We start from the raw sequence: 17,918 nt of genomic DNA on the forward strand, positions 1-17,918 counted from the left end.
CTACATAAATTCAATAATGAATAAGGAAAATAAAAAGCGTTTAAGGTTTAGTATTCCGACAAGAACAATATTTAATTTTCAAGGAGAAGGAATGTATGAAGAAACTTTGGAAGACCATTTTAGATTGATAATCTGTGAAGAGTTGTTGAGGAAAAATATCAAGTTTGCTTTTAATTATCACGCTTTTGAAGTAAAAGGTGGATTTGGAACTGAACTTCAGTATGAAGGAATGGATATTGACTTAAAAAGTATCGTACAAAACCTTATCAAAAATAAACTCAGACTAGGTTTAATTGTCCAAAAAATTGAAAATGGACATTGGGTTGAGAAATACAATGATGTTAAGAGAATGAAATACAAAGAATTTGATATTGCTAATTAATCAACACGAAACATTAATAGGTAAAATATTGAAAAAGAATAATTATAATGGAATTGCATTCTCTTATGAGAAAACTGACTTGAATTTATTGTTGGTCAAATTCGTAGGAAGATCTTTTTCAGGTAGTAAAGGAAATGAACAAGGTGAATTCATTTATGAAAGTCTTTATGAATTATTTCAAAAATTGAATTTAAATGACTTCAAGGGAATTATAATTGACTTTACCAATCTTGAATATACGTTTGGAAATTATATTTTCAATACGATAACTCTTATACATACATTGAATTTCCCCAAAGCTATTGCCTATTCGGACAAATGCTTAAATCTGATAGATAATAGACCAAACCTCTTTTTTAACGGAATGAAAAGTGCAGTGGAATTTTTAACGACAAAAGAATAAAAGTATTACTTTCCACCAAACCACCTGTTAACATCCAAACCAAATCCAACACTAATACATAACGTATAAAATGTATTATCTTGGAAAACGACTATTCACGCAGACTCTTTTTTAAACAACTCATGCTTGGTAGTTTGGGACTCTATCTGTTCCCTACACTACATGCTTGCAGCGACGAGAAGAAACCCTTAAACTTAGCACCCGGAAAAGGAGCGGCTCCTTTTAATGTATGGCAAGAAATTATTGAAGCTTTGGGCTATAGTTCGGATAATTTACCCGCTTTACGCAACCATATGATTGCGACAAAAGATCCTAAAAAAATTACGGAATTTGTTCAAAAAAGCTTGTGCATTGTGCCGCATTACAAAAATTATTTTGGTTATAAATTTTCAAGTCAAGCACTCTACGGAACCGATGTTGCTTTACGAACAGGTATCGCTTCTCCTCGCGAAAAAGCGGAGATTTTAAAAGATATGTTGATCGCAGCAGGTTTTGAAGCTCGCGTAGTATCTGAAAATATTCCTTTGACAGAAAGTGAAGTGAAAAACATACTGTTCAATCAAAAAAAGATCGGTTTTCAACCCAACATTCCCAAAAGTCAATATAAAGATTGGCAAAAAAGATTAGGGCTGAATGACATCTCTAAAAATGTGGAATACATATCTAATATTACGGAAGAAGCCGATCAATTAGCACAAACCTTATTAGATCAACTCAGCGAGGAACAAAAGAAAAAAGAAGATACTTTACCATATAAATTTAACGCAGATCAAATTCCTGCTGTTGTCTTTACAAAAGACGGACAAGAGCAGTTAATCCACATTTTTGATGCAACCGTTCCTTTTGGAGAAGCGCATCCTAAAAATCCTTCAAAAAAGTTTGGGCGTGTCGGAAGTTTTAAGAATCCAGATGAAAATATCAAAGTAACCTTAAGCTACAGAACAGCATTTAATACTTCCGAAAAAAAGCCACTACTTACGGGCACTTGGAAAGCTTCTCAGCTAATCGGAAATCAGCTAAAAGTTGGCTTTCTAAACAATATGTCTTTTGAAGAATCGGTATTGAAAACCGTATCTAACATTTCAAGTTTTACACCAGTCATGGGATTGCAAGATTTAAATAAAGATGCAACATATTTGGAAGAACATTCATTTTTGGGAGAACCGATCAATCTTACTGCCGATAAACTCATAGATTCAACATTTGCTATCACTCAAGAAGATCAACATAAAAGATCAACCAAAGCTAAAAGCATCGTTGAGATAGAAGTAAAGGCAAATCCGAAAACGTTTCCAACCGTTAGTCTAGCACTTACACCAAGAGATAAAGACGGAAATATTGTAGAAGGACTGTTGGCTAATGATTTTTCTATACAAGACAATGGCAAAGATGTAAAAGGATACCTGACTCAAAATAAAATTGCACCTAAAATTTTATTCATGTTCGATACGTCTTTGAGCATGCCAAGTGCATACAGAGGAAAAGGAGCCGAAAAATTTCAAATGGATTTAGAAGAAAAAATAAAACAGATATATCCGAATGCTGTCGTGAGCATGAAGCAAACAGGATCAAACATTTATACAGATCATTTGAAAGCTGCAAATCAAGCGTATGATTTAATTCTATTTGCTACAGATGGTCACAATAATGATAAGTTCAATCCAGAAACCGCACAAATTTTCAAACAAGGTCCTAAAACACTATATATTAAAATGTATAACTCCTCTTATCCTGATTATACAAGTGTGGAAGATATCGCAAAAAACACTGGAGCTGAAGTCCTAGACGGTAAAGATCAAGCAAAAACGGTCTCAGAAATTGTTGCGTTTTTAAAAACTTTACCATTGCCTGTCTATAAATTTAATTACAGTTCTTTTGACATCGATACACATCATACTGTCAACGTAAGTGTCGTAGAAACCAAAAAAACGGGACAAAATGATTTTACATTTTCGCCACTGTTTGATGAAGGACTTGGGAATAGAATTATTGGATTGTATCTCGACATACAGATTAGTTACGACCGAAAGTATAGCAGAGTTCTTGCTGGTTGGGATCAAAACATTTCAAGTCGTCCCACAAAGGAAATGGCGCAAGAAGTACACGAATGTATGCTTGGCAATAGCGTGATTAGTTTTGAAAGAGAAGGCGCTTCAACATCCATTAGATTGGAAGAATATTTAAAAGCGATGATGAGCAACCAAGATTGGTTTGAAGCGCAAAAAGAAGGCGATACTAAAAAAGCCATAGAAGCTTTATCTAAAGGAGTACATACCTATCCCCAAGTTTTACTTTCTGTGATGCAACCTTTAGAAGACGCTTTTACCAAAAACACTATTACCTATCCAACAGGCTATCGAATTGGAATTTTAAAAACCAAACCCGGTCTGTACAACAAAACGAGTATTTCTTCTTTTGACTATGTGCGAAGTTCAAACTATGTAAGCATCACAAAGAATAACCAAAATGCCTTTTCTGAAACCGCAAAAAAGACCGCACAATTTGCACTCCTAGAAGGCAAGATTTTTGAAAATAGCACTTTTCAAACTTTAAAAGGAAAACCTTTAATCGTGCATACTTCACAAGCATATAAAGAGGCTATTCGCGATCGAAATTTTGGAGAAAATTATAATTATTACAGAAGCTATATCAGCAGAGGACATGAGTTAAAGTTTGTGGATCTTCAGTCAAAATCTACATCGTATTGGTCCATGCATCCTAAAACCGGAGAATTGTATGGTATTTTACCCGATCAAACCGGAGGAGGAACAACCTCAACAAAAGAACAATTGCTAGCACTAAAAGAAGTGATGAAGCAATATGAAAAATTATATGCTGGATTAGGAATGGCAGCACTCGCAAGTGGTTCTGGCGTCATGGTTGGTATTGCGGCGGTGTATTCAAAAACGCTAGTCAAACTCATCGCGTTTGCCACAGAATCTGTCATCATCATGGATGCCAACTTAAAAGACATCAATGGCAAACTCGATTTAGCCTTGCAAGAACTGGCGTGTTCTATTGCCAAAGAAATTGTCTATACCGTTTTAGGCATCTTTGGACAAGTAGCTTCTGGATTGGAAAACCTCATAGGAATGATGGGCGGAAGTTTTTCATTTGTTCCGTGTCCTTCGTTATAAAAGTCAGTATATATAATGAGATACTTATTTACTAAAAACCGTATTGCAGGTTTATAATGATTGACTTACTTTTATAGTAAACAGTTAGGAATGAGATAAAGTCTCAAATAGAAAAGGCTAAAAATCATGAATTTAAAAATAGCATACAACAAAAACAAACCGCTCATAAATTCTACATTGCTAGCAATATGTTATTTTCTGTTTTGTTGGTCTACAGATTTTGGAGATGCAACGAAACGACTATTTATGTTTTTAATGCTTTTTTTACCTGGACTTACATTTCCATTAACAACCTGTTATTTTAAAAGAAAACACGACATAACTCCAGACCTTCTAAAGCTTGTTCACTTGGTACTTTCCGTTGGAATTTATTTTGGAAGTGTATGGTTATTTTCTGGGGAAGGACGAATACCATATATCACACTATTGGCAGGTTTTTCAGGTGCTTTTCTTTTCTTATTTATCACAAGGATTCTGTTGAAAAAGCTCATAAAATGGACACACATTATAGTAGCATCAATTCTAAGTGGTCTTGTATTCATGCCTTATGAATATATAGAAAATAATGGGTTTTTATTGGGTCTTGCTGTTTCCCTATGGACTCTAATAAATGGAGTTATTTTAAATCAAGAATATAGAAAAACAAATACTACTGTCAGCACTATTTAAAGCCAGCAGACATCTTTGATCAAGTAGCTTCAGGGTTGAAAAACTGAATTGAGATAATGGGCAGAAGCTTTTTATTTGTTAAGTTCAGAATTAGTATCTATGTATCATTCCTAAAATGTAGTCAAAAAGGTATTTTAAGAAGATTTGAGATTAGACCAATACATTATTTTCCTTATCTTCATTTCCATGAAACCGAGCAAAACATACCTTAAAGGGAAATCTGTATTTATAGTGTCTTTACTCGTGATTATTGTCACTGCATTGACCGTGTATTTCTCAGGAATTAATTCACACAGAAGCATTACCAACAACTTTTATATTTCCTTAGGAATTATAGCCGTAGTATTGTTTGTGTTTTTGAGTTACGGACTGTATAAAGGCATTTCCATTGAAGATAATTTTCCCAAATTAAAAGGTTTTGAGTTTAAGAAAAAACTGAGTGAACACTTTCAACCAACAGATATGTCTGGTATTAGCGTTGGTGACGGTATTGAAGGAGTCATTGTATCAATTGTGCTGTGGATTCTTATTTCTATTGCACTTATCGTTCTTTTTATTGTATTGGAAACCGTAGTTTGGTTTTCGGTAGCATTGTTGTTAACCATGTTGTATTGGGTATTTTTTAGAGCCTTGCGTTTGGTGTTTTCAAAGGCAGCAGCGACTGAAAATAATTTGCTAGAATCCATAAATTATGCGTTTAGCTACACAATATTATATGTAGGTTGGATGTTTGGTATTGTATATGCAACGACGCTTTTTAAATAAAATATACAGTATGAAACCGTATAGTGTACTCATCATCCTATTCCTATTTTTTAGTTGTAAACCTGCTAAAAAAGGCAATACTAATTATGCTTCTGAAACTTTGAAGATTCAACAAATAAGTCCAAATGTATTTATGCATATTTCCTATTTGCAAACGAACGACTTCGGAAATGTGCCTTGCAATGGAATGATTTATTTTAATAAGAATGAAGCTATTGTGTTTGATACGCCAACCAACGATGCTGTTTCTAAAGAATTGATTGATTGGATTGAAAACGAACAAAAAAAGATCGTAAAAGCCGTGGTTGTTACACATTTTCATGTAGATTGTTTAGGCGGACTGCAACAATTCCATAACAATGGAACACCATCATACGCACACTATGCAACCATTGAATTGGTTCAACAAGACCCAAAAAAAGTAATGCCAAAACATGGTTTTAATAATTCTTTTGAACTTACCATTGGAGAAGAAACTGTAATATTACAATTTTTTGGAGAAGGTCATACAAGCGACAATATTGTAGGCTATATTCCAAGCGAAAAAGCATTGTTTGGCGGTTGTTTGATTAAATCATTAAAAGCTGGCAAAGGAAATCTTGAAGATGCTAATGTGAATGCATGGTCTGCAACTGTGGAAAATATTAAAAAAGAAATCCCTACTTTGAATATTGTAATTCCAGGACATGGAAAATATGGAAATGCCGAGCTGTTAGATTACACCATTCAACTATTCAAATAACAATTGATCATAGAGTCATTAGAAAACTATAAATTACAAGCCATACAACCTTTAGGAACTGTCACTATTTACGAAAGGGATGAAGGTGATGATCCAGAACCTTTAGATTTTTAAGAACCATAGCTCCATTATTTACTACGACAGTACAACTTTTTATATTTCCACGCTAAACTTCCTGTTTCTACCATTTGATGTACGTAAAAATAAAAATAGGTATTTGTACCCTAATATCTTCTGCGTACTGACAGTACTTTTACCCTTATAATTTATAAACCAAAACCTACCATTATGTGTACGAGAGTATTCAACAACAGAGACGAAGCGTATTTAACAACCGCTCGCAACATGGACTGGAAAACCCAACTTCCAACAAGTATTTACACTTTTAAAAGTGGATTAAAAAAGTATGCTTTAGACGGAAAAGAATCCGAAGAATTAACCAATTGGCATTGGACTTCAAAATACAGTAGTATTTAGCCATGGTTGGAAATGACGAGCTAGGCTATGCTGCTTCCGATGGAATTAATTCAAAAGGATTGGTTGCCAATGTATTGTATGACAAAAATGCTGATTATAAACTAGAAGGCGACAAAACCTATAAACCATTGAATGTATTAAGATGGGTACAATATGTATTGGATAACTTTGAGACAGCCGAAGACGTCAAAGACGCTTTTGAAAACAGTGAAATTGAACTTGTAGAGATTGATGTTCCTGGTAGTGATTCACCTGCCGCACTTCACCTTTCGGTATCCGATATCAAAGGGTATAACACTATTGTAGAAGTGTATGAAGGACAGTATCATGTACATTACAGTAAAGAGTACAATGTAATGACCAATGAACCAAATTTTGAGATTCAATTACACTTAAATCAATACTGGTTATGGCAGTGGAATGAAAATAATGAGTTTCCCAGTCACACCATTCCTGGAGGACCATTTCCTTCAGATCGTTTTGAAAGAGCAACATACTACTATCAACATTTAGAAAGCCCTAAAAATGAACACGAATCTTTAGCACAAGCCAAATCAGTAGTTGCCAATGCTTCTGTACCAATTGGAATGCAAGGATTTAAAGGGCATCCAAATATTGCACCTACAATTTGGACTACACTTTCAGATCATCATCAATTAAAGTATTATTTCTGCAATGCACGTACTCCAAATATTGTTTGGATAGAAATGAAAGGGAAATTGCCAGATACTAATGCAACAAAGCTTGATCTTGTAGTAGAAAAGGATGGTGAATTTATCAATGTAAATTATGTAGGATGCATTAATGAAAACTTAGAACCTACAGAAGATCCATATGGTGTGGCAACACAAATAGCATAAATGATTCTTTGCAGTATACAATAAAAAACCGCTTTTTCAGAAGTGGTTTTCTTGTTTATTTATATCTTAGTTAGATATTCATGTTAACTATTTATTCTAAACAAAACCATGCAACCACGAGTTACCATTATTGGCTTAGGCGTTCAAGATTTAAAAGCTGCAACTACTTTTTATCAAGAAAAATTTGGCTGGAAATTAACCAATGCTAGCAACGAAAATATTTCATTTTTTCAGTTAAACGGCGTGTTACTCTCACTCTATCCAAGAGAGAAACTTGCAGAAGATGCCACCGTTAATCCAACAGGTTCAGGATTTAAAGGATTTACCTTAGCATACAATACACGCACAAAAGAAGAAGTTGATGAAGTTTTTGCCGATTTAAGCAGTAAAAATGTGAAGATTGTCAAACAACCTGAACAGGTTTTTTGGGGCGGATATAGCGGTTATGTTGCCGATTTAGATGATAATTTATGGGAGATTGCATACAATCCGTTTTTGGAATTGGATGCTGAAGGAAATACTATTGAAGAAGCATAAACCAAGAAAAAAATTATCATGAAATATACATGTACAATTGATATAAATTTACCAATAACCAAAGTAGTCGCGCTTTGGAATGATGAAGCGTATTTTAAAGAATGGCAAGATGGGTTTGAGCGTATTGAACTTATCAGCGGAACTCCAGATACAAAAGGTGCCAAATCAAAGATTTTTTTCAACGGGAAACATAAAATGGAATTATTGGAAACCATTATTTCCAACGATTTACCGAATGAAAAAGTGGGACTTTACGAACATATTCATATGACAAATACGCAAACTTCACGCTTTATAGCAATTGACGAACATAAAACACAATACATATCTGAAGTTGAGTATACAAAGTTTAATGGCTTTATGATTAAACTGATGGCAAAGTTATTTCCGGGTAAATTCAAGCAGCAAAGTCAAAAATGGATGAATCAATTTAAAGATTTTGCCGAAAATTATACGTTAAAATAATTGCAATAATAAATTCGGATCAGGGCAATTTTGCTTGTAAAATTCCAAATCTTTTTGCGAAGATACACCAGGATAATCTCCTGAAAAATCTTGCATGTCTTTTATGATTTGAAAGTGCAAATGTGGTGGATAATCTCCGTTGACACTTGCATCACCTAAAGCAGCTATTTGATCGCCTTTTGCAAAAGTTTGTCCAACATATAAGTTTTCGATAGAAGCTACACTTAAATGACCGTATAAAGTATAAAATTCAACCTCATCAATACAATGTTTTAGAATAATCGTCGGACCGTAATCGCCAAAATTAGTATTGTTTTGAAAACTATGTACTTCGCCATCTAAAGGTGTATAAATAGGTGTTTCAGCTGCAATCCACAAATCCAAACCTAAATGAATATTGCGTTCCGTTACTGGATTCTGATCGTTAAAATAATTGCTTCTATTGTAAATTCCGCGTTTTTCTAAATATCCACCAAAAGCTACTTTTGCTTCATTCATCGCAATATAACTATTAATATATTGTCCCAATGTGTAAGAAGAAGAAACATCAACCGTTTTTAATTGTTCATTCGTCACAGATAAATCTAAGGGAATATAATCTGACTTTGCAATGTTTTGATCTATCACATATAAAGATTGCTGTCCTAGTGTTGATAGAAATTGCTCGAAAGTAGTGGAAATCATTGCGAAATTTTTATTTCAAAAATACATTATTTTTTAGCGAAAAGCAGTGTCTGTATGAGTGCGAATATTTTAAAAAATGTATTACCGTGATTGTTTAACAAATTGTAAAACTTTAATTTTTAAACAATTAAAGCGCATTTTTAAACGTTAGCTATAAAAAACCGACCATCATGAAATTCTTCAAAACAATCAGTATTCTTTATATCATGTTATTTGTATTTGTTAGTTATGCACAAGACAAATCAGAAATTGAACATACAATTACTTCCGAAGTTTTTGGAAAAGAACGCAAAGTAAAAGTCTTTTTACCCAACAGATACAACAGAGATACCATTTCAAACTTTGCTGTAACCTACGTTTTAGACGCACAACATCAAATATTTTGGGATGCCGCCAAAGGCAATATTGGCTATATGGTCGATAATTATTCGGTAATACCAATGATTGTGGTTGGTGTGGTTTCCGACAGTCGCGGACCTGAGTTTAACCCTAAAAATTCAAAACTTCAAGAACACCTTAAAAATGAAGTCTTTCCTTTGATTGCCAAAAATTACAGAACCGATGGTTTTAGAACGATTCTTGGTCATTCTTGGGGCGGCGCTTTTGTAGGGAATACTATTTTTAGTAACAAACGAGACATGTTTGATGCGTATATTGGCATCAGTCCTTCGTTTGGCGATAAAGACAATGTCATTGTAAAACATGCCGATTCCTTATTGAAAAACAATGCTACGTTTGGAAAATATCTGTATTTCAGTCATGGCGATGTTGGAAGAAGGGAAATTGAATTTGCTGGTTATGTGAATACGATTGATTCACTGCTAAAAAAATACCCAAACAAAACCATTGCTTGGCAACCAAGACCTATAGAACGTGTGGGACATTGGCAAATTGTAGGACCTTCTATTTGTGATGGTTTGATAAGCATGAGCAGAAACTATTTTGCCGATCAAAAAGTATTTGAAGATTTTGCTGAAAAGGGCGATTTAAGAACGCAGCTTACTCAATTTAACAAACAACAAAAAGAAGTCTTTGGGTATATTCACGAAGCAAGTGTTGGCTATTTGAATTTTGTTGGAAACGATTTTAGAGATCAGGATAAATATGAAATTGCCATTCAAATTTATAAGCTGGCTTTAGACAAAAAACCAAACGATGTAAAAGTGCATGTGAATATTTGCGATTTGTATGATAAAATGAACAAAAAAGACTTGGCAAAACCTGCTTTTTTAAAGACTAAAAAACTACTTGAAGCACAAAAGGCCGATGTAAGTGAGAATTACTATAAAAACGTTTCAGAATGGATTGATGAACGTTTGGCGAGTTATGAAGAGTAGTTCGTTTCTAAGTATTCTCGACTGCGCTCGAATTGACATTTTGAAAATTCTACATGTGAAATTTTAAATGCTAAATTTTAAATTGCTTCGCTGTTAGTAACTTCCTTACTTCAAACCATCACGCGTCACTTCGAGTGATTTTTCGAAATAAAATGAAGAAAAATTGTATCGAGAAGTACTTTGAATACCGTTAGCTACAAATTCGTCCTCACAAGTTCTTGTCTATAAGTAGAAGGAGAAACTTTATACCAACCTTTAAAAGCATTTACAAAGGCACTAGGATTGGAATAGCCGAGCATATAACTAATTTCTTTAATACTATTTGTTGATGCTAAATATTCCAACGCCATGCTTTGCTTGAGTTCATTTAATAATTGACTATACGTAGTCTTTTCATTTTTGAGTTTGCGTTGCAATGCGCGTTCTGACATATGTAAATGATTTGCAACAGTATTTAATTTCGGAAAATCAGGATCTAATAATTTATAAATAATCTCTTTTACAACATCCGCTATTTTTTCTGATTTTTTCGTTTGCGCTGATAAACGTTTACAAACTAATTTCTCTAAATGCACAAACAATTCATAATCAGCATACACAATTTTTTCATTTAAAATTTCAGGAGCAAACTCTATAAAGGTTTGTTCGTTTTTTGAAGCTATTTCGCAATCAAATATCCGTTCGTATAATGATACATTATCAATTTCAAATTCGAATGTTACCTGCCTTGGTTGCTGCTTTTTTAAGGTTAAAAAGTAGATTTCTTTATACACAAAAGTCATCGAACTTATGATTAATTGTTTATACGCAATTGGATATTTCTCTTTAACATCTGCTTCAATTTCAAAATACAATTTGAAGCTTGTACTCGTTTTTTCTAATCGTAATGCAATTACATTACTGATCAAATTAAATGCAAATAATGCCTGCTCAATACCATTTCCAATAGTTTTACTAGTTTGTATCAGTTGACCAACAATACCAAGTGCAGCAATATTAGATTGTTCTCCAAAATAAAGTCCTAAATTTTGATTCCCTGTTTTTTGAACTAGCAATCGCACTACAAAAGCAAATTGCTCAAACGATACAAAATCGTCTTCATTCGTATTGACTTCATTCTGAACAAACTTTGTGGTGTCTATTTTCAATTGCGACGCATAACTTAGGTAACTTATATATATTGTTTTTGCTATTACTTTTTTGTCCATACTTTAAAAGTATACAAAATGTTTAAGGAATAAAACTGATGTCGCACTATCGCAATTGATTGTCGTGAAATATCATAAAACTCCTCAATTCCAATTGTTTCTTTGCATAAAAGATAAAGTATATGGAGCATTTAAAGTTTTGGTTATACTGTAACGCTGTATTTTCTGTAACAAGCGGATTGTGCTTGCTATTTGCAAATCAATTTTTACAAACATTTTTAGGAATTCACAATGCAGACATTCTACCAAGTATTGGAATCAGCTTACTCTTATTTGCTAGTTGTATTCTATTCATTATTAAATATCATCTAAAACGTAAGAATATCATCTCTCTAATTATATTTCTAGATGTTATGTGGGTTATTGGTAGTTGTATCTTAATAATTTTTCAACTGTTTACACTAACCACAAAAGGATATTGGCTCATTGGAATCGTTGGTTTTATTGTTGGTTGGTTTGCAAAACAACAATACAAGTACAAGTCCTAGCTATAAATTATTGGCTATAATTTCATTGTAAGTTTTGTTTAAAAGACTTCATTAATAGTGAGAAAACATTAATGAGTTTATAAAGTGGTAATGGTATACTAAAAAAACAACAATGAGTTATAGCCATTCATTGTGTTCTTTTGCCATTGTTTATGAATTCATCTTTACCAATTCTTCATACGCTTTTTGCTGTGAATGAATAGCTTTTGCATTTTTCGAAACATATTTATTTTTCTGCTTGGCATCAATGATTCTAGCTTTTACTGTATCATCCAATTGCCATTGTACGAATGTTCGTAATTGTTGATGCATATCTGCATCTAAAATTGGCGCAATAACTTCTATACGATGATCTAAATTACGCGTCATCCAATCGGCAGAACCGATATACATTTTTTCATTGCCACCATTGGCAAAAATATACACACGAGCGTGTTCTAAAAATTGTCCCAACACACTTTTGATGCTAATGTTTTCACTTTGTCCTTTTATGCCTGGCACCAAACAGCAAATTCCACGCACTACCATGTCTATTTTTACGCCTGCATTGCTCGCTTCATACAAGGCTTCAATCATACGTTTGTCTTGGAGACTGTTGAGTTTTAAAATGATATACGCTTCTTTTCCTGCACGCGCATTTTTAATTTCCTGATCAATTAGTTCTAAAAATGTACTTCGTGTCGTAAACGGAGAAATTAATAGTTTTTTACTTTTCGGAATGATGATTTCGCGTTCCAACACTTGAAAGACTTGCATCAATTCTGAAGTGATCTTTTCACGCTTGGTCATCAAACAGAAATCTGTATATAATGTAGCTGTTTTTTCATTGAAATTTCCTGTACCAACATAGCCGTAATATGCAGGAACTTCATCTTCTATTCGTTCGATGCACAAGATTTTCGAATGTACTTTGATGCCCGGATAACTGTACAAAACTTTGGCGCCTTTGTCTTCCAGAATTTTTCCCCATTTGATATTGTTTTGCTCATCAAAACGTGCCTTGGCTTCCATAAAAACAGTGACTTCTTTGCCATTTTGCGTCGCATCAATCAATGCATTGGTTAAGCGCGATTCTTTGGCAACTCGGTACAAGGTAATTTTGATTTTTGTCACGGTTGCATCTGCGGCAGCTTCTTCCAACAATTCCGACACATGATCAAAGGATTCGTACGGAAAGTATAATAATCGATCTTTTTCAGTAATTGCTGTAAACATGCTATCATAACTGCTCAATTGCTTATTTCTTATTGGCGGCAAATCCGGCAGCGATAGTTCTTTATTGGTAGGATTTGGAAAGCCAAAAAAGTCTTTGAAATTATGGTACTTTCCACCCAAAACAACATCCGTATCATTGACATTCAATTCATCTTTCAGTTCGTCTAATAAGTCTTCAGATGCCTGTTGGTCAATCAACATCCGCGTTACTTGTCCTGTGTTTCTATTGCCTAAAGAGTTTTTAATTTTATCTAATAAATTGCCCGAATATTCGTTGTCAATATACAATTCGGCATCTCGGGAAACTTTAATGGAATGAAATGTATTTTCTGGATACACTTTCGTGAGATGGTACTTTAAGATATCATCTACAAAAGTGATATAATGTGTGTCATTTTCTGCTGGAAGCACTACAAATCGACCTGAATCTACTGGAATTTTAAACACCACCAATTGCTCATCATGAACAGTTGCTACATATAATTTTTCATTCTCAATAAAAAGTGCTGATTCTTGTAAATTATTGGCATCAAGTGTCAGTTTTGCTTCTAAATTTTCTTTGTAATATACATTCGCGAATTGCTGCTGTGTTTCTGAAAACTGTGTATAATCAATCAGCTCGATTCCTTCTTGTTTCAATTCGGGAATAATCTGCTCTCTAAAGATTTTACCAAATTCTTCTTGTTGCAAATTGACTTCTTTTTTGATCTTTTTCAACAACTTATTTGGCTTTGTAATGAGCTTTTTACGCAAACCTTTGTCTAAGGTTTTAATTTGACGAATGGCAGATACGCGTACTTTAAAAAATTCATCCAAATTAGAAGAAAATATCGCCAAAAACTTAATGCGTTCGTACAACGGATTTCGTGTATCGGCAGCTTCTTGTAGTACACGATGATTAAAACGCAACCATGATACATCTCTGTTGTAATATTCGGTAGAAGTTAGTGACATTTTAGGCTTTTTATTGGATCAAATTATTAACGAAAGTAGACATTATTTACTCATTAGACGTATTTTTCAAATAGGCTTAACAATATGGTAATAAAGATTTTAATTTAAATAAAATTGAATTTAATAACACAAAACCTCCAAACATGATATAAATCATATATTGCCTGCGACACGATGCCTAATTTTGAACTATAACAAAATCAGGTATGTGCAATTTAGTAAACAAGTATAACGTAGCAGGTCCGCGCTACACGAGTTATCCAACCGTTCCGTACTGGAATATGGAAACGTTTTCTGTGAATAAATGGAAAACGGCTGTCCAAAAATCATTCAACGAAAGTAATGCTTCAGAAGGCATCAGTTTGTATGTTCATTTGCCATTTTGCGAGAGCTTGTGTACGTTTTGCGGTTGCAATAAACGCATTACCAAACGTCATGAGGTTGAAAAACCATATATCAAAGCATTGTTGAAAGAATGGGCGTTGTATTGTGAGTTATTTGAATCGAAACCAACAATCAAGGAGATTCATTTAGGCGGCGGAACACCAACGTTTTTTTCACCGCAACATTTGCAAGAATTGATAAAAGGTTTGTTGTGTCATGCAAACATAGCAGATTCCTATGAGTTTAGTTTTGAAGGTCATCCCAATAATACTACTGAAGCACATTTGCAAACCTTGTACGATCTTGGATTTAGACGTGTATGTTTTGGTGTGCAAGATTATAACGAAACGGTTCAAAAAGCCATTCACAGAGTACAACCTTTTGAAAATGTAAAACGTGTTACCGAATTGGCGCGACAGATTGGTTATACATCCGTTGGACACGATATTATTTTTGGATTGCCGTTTCAAACGACCGAACACGTACAGGAAACCATTGCAAAAACAAAACTATTAGCGCCCGATCGAATTGCATTTTATAGTTATGCGCATGTGCCTTGGATGAAAGGAAACGGACAACGCGGTTTTCGTGATGAAGATCTGCCAAAGGCTACTGAAAAAACAGCGCAGTACAACTTAGGAAAACAATTATTACAGGAAGCTGATTATACAGACATCGGCATGGATCATTTTGCATTGCCAACCGATTCGTTGTATACGTCTATGATTGAAAAGCGTTTGCATCGTAATTTTATGGGTTATACCGCACAAAAAACACAGCTCATGATTGGTTTAGGCGTGTCTTCTATTGGTGATAGTTGGTACGGATTTGCACAGAATGTGAAAAATATTGAAACCTATTATCACTTGGTGAATGAAGGTATGATTCCGCTTAGCAAGGGGCATATTTTGAGTGCAGAAGATTTACTAATTCGCAAGCACATTTTAAACCTAATGTGCCACTTTAAAACGTCTTGGAATACGGAAACGACACAGATTCCTGAGTTGACAAATATTACTGAAAAATTAGCTGAATTTGAACGAGACGAACTCATTCAGATCAAAAATAATACACTTAGCATTACTAAAAAAGGGAAACCATTTGTCCGCAATATTTGCATGGCGTTTGATGTGTTATTGCAACGAAAAAAGCCAGATACACAGTTGTTTTCTATGACTATTTAACATTAAACTTCCATTTATTATGATACAAAAAATTATTGTTCCGATAGATTTTTCAAAGCATTCTGAATACGCTTTAGAAGCTGCAGCTGCTTTGGCACAAAAACACAACGCTGAAATTTTAGCATTGCACATGTTAGAATTATCAAACGCACTGATTTCAGATGATGATAATTCTAAACAAGCAGAGGCTGTCTTTTTCTTGAAACTGGCTGCACAGAAGTTCAACGACTTTTTAGACAAACCCTATTTAAAAGATTTAAAAATTACACCTATTGTAAAGCATTTTAAGGTGTTTAAAGAAGTAAATGATGTAGCACAAGAACACAAAGCTGATTTGATTGTAATGGGTTCGCATGGAACGAGTGGTTTCAAAGAAATTTTTATTGGTTCTAATACTGAAAAAGTAGTGCGTCATGCAGAAATTCCAGTATTGGTGGTAAAACATCATCCTATTTTGATGGACTTTGGAAAGGTTGTTTTTGCTTGCGATTTTTCTCGAAAAGCTATCAAACCTTATATCAATGCTACACATTTGTTTAAAACGCTTGGTGCAACATTACACTTAGTGTATGTGAATTTACCAGGTACAGGTTTCCAGAGTTCTACGGAGATGGAAATTAAAGTGACTGACTTTTTAAAGACTGCCGATGGAAATTTAGACAACTTAGAGAATGTACATTATGTAAACGATTATTCAATAGAGCAAGGTATTTTAAATTTTGCAAGTACAAAAGGAGCAGATTTAATTGCGGTAGCCACGCATGGTCGTAAAGGGTTGGCACATTTCTTTGAAGGAAGTATTTCTGAAGATATTGCCAATCATTCCGCATTGCCCGTAATGACTTTCAGAATTTAATATTAGTAGTTGTTAGTTAACTATGGGTACATAGTGAAAAGCAGGAAATTTTGGGGATTTCCTGCTTTTTTTGGTTTGAATATTAGCTCATAAATTCTATATTGGATGAAACTTTTGAATGAGTATTATTACTAATGGAAATACAAAAAATAAATCAAGTAGAAAGAATTAAGATCAAGTTACGACTTGCTAAAATGAATGATACTTTTTTAGAAGTGTTTGGAGCATCTTCTCATAATTATGTTCTAAATAAACCTTTAAGTCAGGATAGAGTAAAGGAATTTGAAAATGAATACAATATTTTATTTCCTAATGAATACAAGGTTTTTTTAACAGAAATTGGAAACGGAGGATTAAAAGAAGATAGTTCAGCTGCTGGACCTTTTTACGGAATATTTCCATTGGAAAATCTAAGTCAAATGATAGAAGTTCCAAAACATTATCTTCAAAGTATACCTTTTTTAAGTACTGAAACTACTTTTGAAGAATGGGATAAAATGTACGCTACTTTTAGAGATACTTTCTCTGATGAAGAATATGAAAATGGTGTCGGAAAAATGTATGCCGGAGTGCTTAATATTGGAGCTCGTGGATGCTCTGGTTATATAGGCATTATGCTACATGGGAAAGATAAAGGACGTATTATACACACATACGATGAAATGGAATATCCTCCAGGTTTTGTCGATGAAATCAATTTTTTAGATTGGTACGAAAGCTGGCTTGATGCAATTATTTCTGGAGAAAAAATAATGGAATCTAGTTTGTATACAATAGAGTCTGAAGAAAGCTGTATTAAAGGATTTCTTGATAGAAAAGAACACTATTGGAAATTAGTTTCTTTAGCATATATAAGAAGCTTTAAAAAACTTTCAGATGCTTCTATTAGTGTATTATGGAACAGATATAAAGTTGAAAAAGATGAAGTTATAAAGCTTTATATTCTTAATCTATTAACAAAGTACGATTATACTAATATTAAAAAAGAATTGATACTTCTAAGTAAAAAACCCATAGATTTTCTAAGAAACTTACATTTGTATGCTAAAGAAAAAACAAGTGATTGGATTGCTGAAATTAAACAAATAGAAACAACACATTCAAACAATATTTATATTACAGAATACATCACTTTTATTACCAAATTAGATTTAAAAAATCATTCCTAAAT

18 protein-coding genes are annotated in these 17,918 nt (G+C 33.6%); 15 read left to right on the forward strand and 3 right to left on the reverse strand.

Features of this window, described 5'->3' with window-relative positions; all coding sequences use genetic code 11:
- Positions 1–16 precede the first annotated feature (16 nt).
- The 10 genes from Q0845_RS02965 to Q0845_RS03010 all read left to right on the forward strand — a co-directional run bounded on the left by Q0845_RS02965 (position 17) and on the right by Q0845_RS03010 (position 8,437).
- Positions 17–382, forward strand: a complete 366-nt coding sequence (locus tag Q0845_RS02965) for a hypothetical protein (RefSeq protein ID WP_298508942.1) — start codon at positions 17–19, stop codon at positions 380–382.
- A 28-nt stretch (positions 383–410) separates the two neighbouring features.
- Positions 411–785, forward strand: a complete 375-nt coding sequence (locus Q0845_RS02970; RefSeq protein ID WP_298508945.1) for a hypothetical protein — start codon at positions 411–413, stop codon at positions 783–785.
- Between the two features lie 80 nt (positions 786–865).
- Positions 866–3,922, forward strand: a complete 3,057-nt coding sequence (locus Q0845_RS02975; protein ID WP_298508948.1) for a hypothetical protein — start codon at positions 866–868, stop codon at positions 3,920–3,922.
- A 126-nt stretch (positions 3,923–4,048) separates the two neighbouring features.
- Positions 4,049–4,591, forward strand: a complete 543-nt coding sequence (locus tag Q0845_RS02980) for a hypothetical protein (protein WP_298508950.1) — start codon at positions 4,049–4,051, stop codon at positions 4,589–4,591.
- Positions 4,592–4,777: 186 nt separating this feature from the next.
- On the forward strand, positions 4,778–5,356 hold the full coding sequence (locus Q0845_RS02985) for a hypothetical protein (RefSeq protein ID WP_298508953.1): 579 nt from the start codon (positions 4,778–4,780) through the stop codon (positions 5,354–5,356).
- 10 nt (positions 5,357–5,366) lie between these two features.
- Positions 5,367–6,098 (forward strand): subclass B1 metallo-beta-lactamase, encoded by a 732-nt coding sequence (bla, locus tag Q0845_RS02990; protein WP_298508956.1) that lies wholly within the window; start codon positions 5,367–5,369, stop codon positions 6,096–6,098.
- Between the two features lie 288 nt (positions 6,099–6,386).
- Entirely contained in the window at positions 6,387–6,575 is a 189-nt protein-coding gene (locus Q0845_RS02995; RefSeq protein WP_298508959.1) for a hypothetical protein, read from the forward strand.
- A gap of 2 nt (positions 6,576–6,577) precedes the next feature.
- A complete protein-coding gene (locus Q0845_RS03000; protein WP_298508962.1) occupies positions 6,578–7,435 on the forward strand; it encodes a linear amide C-N hydrolase in 858 nt (285 codons plus the stop codon).
- 108 nt (positions 7,436–7,543) lie between these two features.
- Positions 7,544–7,972, forward strand: a complete 429-nt coding sequence (locus Q0845_RS03005; RefSeq protein ID WP_298508965.1) for a VOC family protein — start codon at positions 7,544–7,546, stop codon at positions 7,970–7,972.
- Positions 7,973–7,990: 18 nt separating this feature from the next.
- Complete coding sequence (locus Q0845_RS03010) at positions 7,991–8,437, forward strand: SRPBCC family protein (RefSeq protein ID WP_298508968.1); 447 nt, start codon at positions 7,991–7,993, stop codon at positions 8,435–8,437.
- On the opposite strand, the gene Q0845_RS03015 is transcribed toward Q0845_RS03010, so the two are convergent.
- Positions 8,429–9,121 (reverse strand): peptidoglycan DD-metalloendopeptidase family protein, encoded by a 693-nt coding sequence (locus tag Q0845_RS03015; protein WP_298508970.1) that lies wholly within the window; start codon positions 9,119–9,121, stop codon positions 8,429–8,431. The two genes, Q0845_RS03010 and Q0845_RS03015, sit on opposite strands and share 9 nt — an antisense overlap.
- Before the next feature lie 170 nt (positions 9,122–9,291).
- On the opposite strand from Q0845_RS03015, the gene Q0845_RS03020 reads away from it, so the two are divergent.
- Positions 9,292–10,458 carry an alpha/beta hydrolase-fold protein gene (locus Q0845_RS03020; protein ID WP_298508973.1) on the forward strand — a complete coding sequence of 389 codons (1,167 nt, stop codon included), beginning with the start codon at positions 9,292–9,294 and terminating at the stop codon, positions 10,456–10,458.
- 194 nt (positions 10,459–10,652) lie between these two features.
- On the opposite strand, the gene Q0845_RS03025 is transcribed toward Q0845_RS03020, so the two are convergent.
- Positions 10,653–11,666 (reverse strand): AraC family transcriptional regulator, encoded by a 1,014-nt coding sequence (locus Q0845_RS03025; RefSeq protein ID WP_298508976.1) that lies wholly within the window; start codon positions 11,664–11,666, stop codon positions 10,653–10,655.
- 122 nt (positions 11,667–11,788) lie between these two features.
- On the opposite strand from Q0845_RS03025, the gene Q0845_RS03030 reads away from it, so the two are divergent.
- The gene (locus tag Q0845_RS03030) at positions 11,789–12,154 is read left to right on the forward strand and encodes a hypothetical protein (protein WP_298508979.1); all 366 of its coding nucleotides are present in this window, start codon (positions 11,789–11,791) and stop codon (positions 12,152–12,154) included.
- A gap of 150 nt (positions 12,155–12,304) precedes the next feature.
- Here Q0845_RS03030 and ppk1 read toward each other — a convergent pair whose 3' ends face one another.
- Complete coding sequence (gene ppk1 / locus Q0845_RS03035) at positions 12,305–14,323, reverse strand: polyphosphate kinase 1 (RefSeq protein ID WP_298508982.1); 2,019 nt, start codon at positions 14,321–14,323, stop codon at positions 12,305–12,307.
- Positions 14,324–14,529: 206 nt separating this feature from the next.
- On the opposite strand from ppk1, the gene hemN reads away from it, so the two are divergent.
- From hemN to Q0845_RS03050, 3 genes are all read left to right on the forward strand, one after another.
- Positions 14,530–15,891, forward strand: a complete 1,362-nt coding sequence (gene hemN / locus Q0845_RS03040) for an oxygen-independent coproporphyrinogen III oxidase (RefSeq protein WP_298508985.1) — start codon at positions 14,530–14,532, stop codon at positions 15,889–15,891.
- A 22-nt stretch (positions 15,892–15,913) separates the two neighbouring features.
- On the forward strand, positions 15,914–16,747 hold the full coding sequence (locus tag Q0845_RS03045) for a universal stress protein (RefSeq protein WP_298509899.1): 834 nt from the start codon (positions 15,914–15,916) through the stop codon (positions 16,745–16,747).
- A gap of 134 nt (positions 16,748–16,881) precedes the next feature.
- Positions 16,882–17,916, forward strand: coding sequence for an SMI1/KNR4 family protein (locus tag Q0845_RS03050; protein WP_298508988.1), 1,035 nt, complete (start codon positions 16,882–16,884; stop codon positions 17,914–17,916).
- Positions 17,917–17,918 lie beyond the last annotated feature (2 nt).

The organism is uncultured Kordia sp. (assembly GCF_947489565.1).
GTDB lineage: Bacteria > Bacteroidota > Bacteroidia > Flavobacteriales > Flavobacteriaceae > Kordia.

Bases quoted from the DNA above. Each gene is read 5' to 3' on its own strand.
- Q0845_RS02965 (WP_298508942.1), top strand. From the start codon at position 17: ATGAATAAGGAAAATAAAAAGCGTTTAAGGTTTAGTATTCCGACAAGA.
- Q0845_RS02980 (WP_298508950.1), top strand. From the start codon at position 4,049: ATGAATTTAAAAATAGCATACAACAAAAACAAACCGCTCATAAATTCT.
- Q0845_RS02985 (WP_298508953.1), top strand. From the start codon at position 4,778: ATGAAACCGAGCAAAACATACCTTAAAGGGAAATCTGTATTTATAGTG.
- bla (WP_298508956.1), top strand. From the start codon at position 5,367: ATGAAACCGTATAGTGTACTCATCATCCTATTCCTATTTTTTAGTTGT.
- Q0845_RS02995 (WP_298508959.1), top strand. From the start codon at position 6,387: ATGTGTACGAGAGTATTCAACAACAGAGACGAAGCGTATTTAACAACC.
- Q0845_RS03000 (WP_298508962.1), top strand. From the start codon at position 6,578: ATGGTTGGAAATGACGAGCTAGGCTATGCTGCTTCCGATGGAATTAAT.
- Q0845_RS03005 (WP_298508965.1), top strand. From the start codon at position 7,544: ATGCAACCACGAGTTACCATTATTGGCTTAGGCGTTCAAGATTTAAAA.
- Q0845_RS03010 (WP_298508968.1), top strand. From the start codon at position 7,991: ATGAAATATACATGTACAATTGATATAAATTTACCAATAACCAAAGTA.
- Q0845_RS03015 (WP_298508970.1), bottom strand. From the start codon at position 9,121: ATGATTTCCACTACTTTCGAGCAATTTCTATCAACACTAGGACAGCAA.
- Q0845_RS03020 (WP_298508973.1), top strand. From the start codon at position 9,292: ATGAAATTCTTCAAAACAATCAGTATTCTTTATATCATGTTATTTGTA.
- Q0845_RS03025 (WP_298508976.1), bottom strand. From the start codon at position 11,666: ATGGACAAAAAAGTAATAGCAAAAACAATATATATAAGTTACCTAAGT.
- Q0845_RS03030 (WP_298508979.1), top strand. From the start codon at position 11,789: ATGGAGCATTTAAAGTTTTGGTTATACTGTAACGCTGTATTTTCTGTA.
- ppk1 (WP_298508982.1), bottom strand. From the start codon at position 14,323: ATGTCACTAACTTCTACCGAATATTACAACAGAGATGTATCATGGTTG.
- hemN (WP_298508985.1), top strand. From the start codon at position 14,530: ATGTGCAATTTAGTAAACAAGTATAACGTAGCAGGTCCGCGCTACACG.
- Q0845_RS03050 (WP_298508988.1), top strand. From the start codon at position 16,882: ATGGAAATACAAAAAATAAATCAAGTAGAAAGAATTAAGATCAAGTTA.